Source organism: Pedobacter sp. 01N416 (assembly GCF_056399685.1).
Genome location: NZ_JBFTRT010000483.1, coordinates 1 through 3,989 on the forward strand (window position 1 = coordinate 1; position 3,989 = coordinate 3,989).

The window sequence follows — 3,989 nt, forward strand, 5'->3', positions numbered from 1 at the left end:
CACTAGACTATCGAGCAAATATGCCTCTTCAATTCGCCCTCATATAATTTTAAAGCATTTTAATTCTTATCCAGAACTTGAAGAAGAAATTTTTTTTTATCATGATTCTGATATCATTTTCACATCTCTTCCGAAATTTAATCAACTATTTAATGATGATACGTGGTATACGTCGGATACTAGAGGCTATTTAGATTGTAATTATATCGTAAACGCAAGTGATGAAAATCTTTTAAGTAAGATGTGTAGTCAAGTCGGAGTAACTGTTGACCATGTGAGATCCAGTGACTATAATGCCGGTGGGGCTCAATATCTGTTTAAAAATTGTAAAAAATCATTTTGGGAAAAAATGGAAAATGATTGTGAGGCCCTTTTTTTACTACTAGAGGACTATAATATAAATCATAGGCATATAAATGATGATATTAATGTAGGAATCCAATCATGGTGTGCAGATATGTGGGCTTTTTGGTGGAATGCGTTATTTTTTGATAAGAAATTTGAAATTCATGAAGAACTAAATTTTTCTTGGGCTAATAGTGATATACAGTCCCTGGAAATTAATAAAATATTGCATTATACGGGAGATATTGAAGAAGATGATTTGAAAAACTTCAGAAAGGTCGATTATACTTTCTATTCTCCATTTTATAAAACTTTTCATGAAATCAACCGATCCAGTTGTAGTTATCAACTTGTGAATTTGATTGAGAAATATAGAAAAGAACTTGGGAAATATAGAAAAATCTACCCAGATACCACTTTAGTAATTATCGGCATCACCACCTCTAACGAGGCACTTCAGAATCTTTACTCTACTGTCAACAGTTTCAATGTTTTTATAAACATTAAAATAAAAGTTTTAGAGATAGGTAAAATTAGTAGGTTAAATCGTGATAAGTTTCTCGAAATGGTTGACTATTTTTTTATTAAGGGACCTTTAGATTCGCAACAGTATTGTGAATTAATTCACAATACCATAGTGTCTTGTGAAACCCGCAAAATTGTTTTTTATGACCCAAATATCGTACTATCTTTAACTTCACTCGTAAATGGTTTAGACCTTCTGGAGCACCAGTGTGATCCAGTTTACATTTACAACGATTTTATTTATAAAATTGATGGCCTGAGTACTTCTATATTCTCAAAAATATTGGATCCTGAATTTTTTGTTGTAAATAATGGGAAATATCAAGTAGAAGAACAGCCAGGAAGGGTTGCTGCATTATTTCTGGATAAGAGGCGGATGTTGGAAGAGCAAATTACGGAAAAGAATACTATTCTATTTGAAAATGATAGATTCTTTCTTCCTAAAAATCTTCAGCTTTCAAAAATGGATTTAGCAATGTTGAAATGTGAGATGTATTTACTTAAAGAAAGGGCAAAACCTTCTAATAAAAGCGTGTAAAATATGACCCTAAATAATGAGCAAAACTTCTTTTGCCTGAAAGATAGGCTCGCCGGTAATTATGGATTGTACAACGGTATGATGGGCCTTTGCATAGCTTCATTTCAGCTTTTTAAGGTGTCGAACGTTGAGGCATGGCGTAATATTGGCATTGAACTACTTAAAGAAATAGAAAATAATATTGAAACGATTGAAAATCAGGATTTTGATTGTGGTTGGCTTGGGATAGGATGGGGTATAGAGCATTTATCTCAAAATGCTTTTATCCAGATTGATACAAATGAGGTATTGGAACAATTCGATGATGAAATATTTAATGCAATAGTTTTTACAAAATCGCCTGATATTTCACTTGGAAAAGGAACTATGGGACGATGTTTGTATTTATACAAACGACTTATTGCAAGGAATCAAGCCCCAATTCGATACCGACAAATTTGCCTTTTAGAGACTTTGGTACTGGCAATGGATGAGCTTTGTGATTATTTCCGGATTGATGAAGAATCGCTATTTATGCTAATCAGCGAAAAAGAAGGTATAAATCATTTATCTCAATGCATCGTTTTAATGACTAAAGTTTTAAGCGCAAAGATCAATACCACCAAGGTTAGGTCGTTGCTGCTAAAATTACTTAAATATCTATCCATACTTTCAAGGGAAGAAGAAAATATATTGAATTTAACTTACTTGCCGCTATGGCAATCCTATCATTTTGCAATTGAAAGATTAGGTTCACGGTTAGATTTTCTATGTTCGAAAGAAAAATTAGACAGAATCAAAGAATTTGATATAGATGGGGCAGATGTGAAGGCATGGAATAACGATATATATATATTACTTAATAGTATTCAGGACAAAAATGGGCAAGTGGATAATTCTACATGGCGAGAAGCATGGTTGAAAACAACTGATTTTTAATAAATTAACGTAGATTTAAATAAAATGGTGTAAGGGTCTCAGGCCATGATAAATAAGGTAACTTATGAATAATTTAGAGATCCATTAAATAAAAAACAATCTAAAAATGAAAAGATTAACGTTAAAAAAGAGCCAGTTTGGTTCTGGAGAGGTACTTTCAAGGTATCAAATGAAAAATGTTTTGGGCGGTGTTGAAAAGCCTACCACGACAAAATGTTTAGCGGACGATGCGAGCTGTGGATCTCTTACAGCCGCGTGTTGCCATCGTTGTGTTGGAAATAAGTGCTGGCCAAATGACCCCGTTTAGAAGGTAGTAAAATTGGAGCATATCTTTAATCTCCATTTTTCTTTCATCTCATTTGGATGAATTAGTATGTTCAATCACACAACAACAATATTTAGTGCGGGACAGGTTTATTGATCTACCGCACTAAATTCTCAACGTAACGTTTCAATATGAGATATCGACATTTAATCTTTTTCCTTCTAGTCTTCAACTTTGTTAAATTAAAATCTGCCTTGGCACAGGAAAAAAATATAGGGTACTTAATTAATGGGGATATTAACAAGTTAGAAGGTAAGATATTCTTGTTAAAATATGGGGGTAGCGTGATAGATTCTACAACTGTTAAAAATCATCGGTTTAAGATTACGGGACATATTAAAGAGCCTTATTTATATGCACTTGTAAAAAAAAATGGAGATTTTTTGGCGACATTTGTACTAAAGGGAAATCCAATTGACTTGTCTGGTGATATTAAAACAGTCAAAATCTCTGGAGATAATGAACAAGAAATCGATAAAAAATGGATAGAAAGAACTACAATTTTTAATTCACGAAGAGATTCATTGCAGGGAATTATATCTAAAGATAGCTTAGCAAAAGATAAATTATCTCAAGTTGACGCAGATGAACTTGATTTTGTTAATCATGAGATTATTTCAAAGAATCCTAACAAATTCCTGAGCCTTCTATATTTGAAATTATACATTCGGAAATTTGATGTGGATACCGCCAGTAAATTGTTGAACAGCCTAAATACAACACTTCAAAATCAAGAATTAGGAAAGCTTATTTCAGCTAGAATAGCTTTTGAAAAACACAAGGTAAACAATTCTCCAAGTAATCAAGCTCCTTTGTTTTCCATGAATGATAATGCAGATAATCTCATCAAATTATCTGATTATCGAGGGAAATATGTCTTTTTAAATTTTTGGGCAAGCTGGTGTATTCCCTGTAGACAGGAAAATCCTAGTTTAATTGGTATTTACAAGAAACTAGATAAAAGTAAATATGAATTCATTAGCGTTTCACTAGACAAAAATAAAGCAGATTGGTTAAGGGCGATCAAAGAAGATAAATTAGCTTGGGTTCAGGTCCGCGATGAAGCAGGGGCAGATTCAAAAGTATCTTGGGAATACAATATTAAAAGCATTCCTCAAAATTTTTTAATTGATCCAAACGGTAACATTATTTTTTCTGGCGATGAGTCGGTTAGATACCTTGAAAGTCTAATTAAACTTTAACAATGATTTTTTTGCCAAAATTCAATTCTTGAATTTATTTTAGACAAATTCTGAAATATCAATTGGTGAAATAATCTTATCTCCATGGTCTTGGGAATGCTTTATATATTCCTCAAAATGATTTGGATTATCTGCG

The 3,989-nt window shown here is 32.5% G+C and carries 3 protein-coding genes; all 3 read left to right on the forward strand.

All coding sequences use genetic code 11. The features are described 5' to 3' along the window. Nucleotides 1-1,408, forward strand: a 1,408-nt coding sequence (locus AC1DND_RS21915; protein ID WP_477584733.1) for a hypothetical protein, incomplete at its 5' end; no start/stop codon positions are given. A 3-nt stretch (nucleotides 1,409-1,411) separates the two neighbouring features. Continuing rightward, the gene (locus AC1DND_RS21920) at nucleotides 1,412-2,326 is read left to right on the forward strand and encodes a lanthionine synthetase LanC family protein (RefSeq protein WP_477584734.1); all 915 of its coding nucleotides are present in this window, start codon (nucleotides 1,412-1,414) and stop codon (nucleotides 2,324-2,326) included. A gap of 519 nt (nucleotides 2,327-2,845) precedes the next feature. After that, nucleotides 2,846-3,853 carry a redoxin domain-containing protein gene (locus AC1DND_RS21925; RefSeq protein WP_477584735.1) on the forward strand — a complete coding sequence of 336 codons (1,008 nt, stop codon included), beginning with the start codon at nucleotides 2,846-2,848 and terminating at the stop codon, nucleotides 3,851-3,853. Nucleotides 3,854-3,989: the final 136 nt, after the last annotated feature.

Excerpts from the sequence above, each read along its gene's own strand:
- AC1DND_RS21920 (WP_477584734.1), top strand. The coding sequence starts at position 1,412 with ATGACCCTAAATAATGAGCAAAACTTCTTTTGCCTGAAAGATAGGCTC.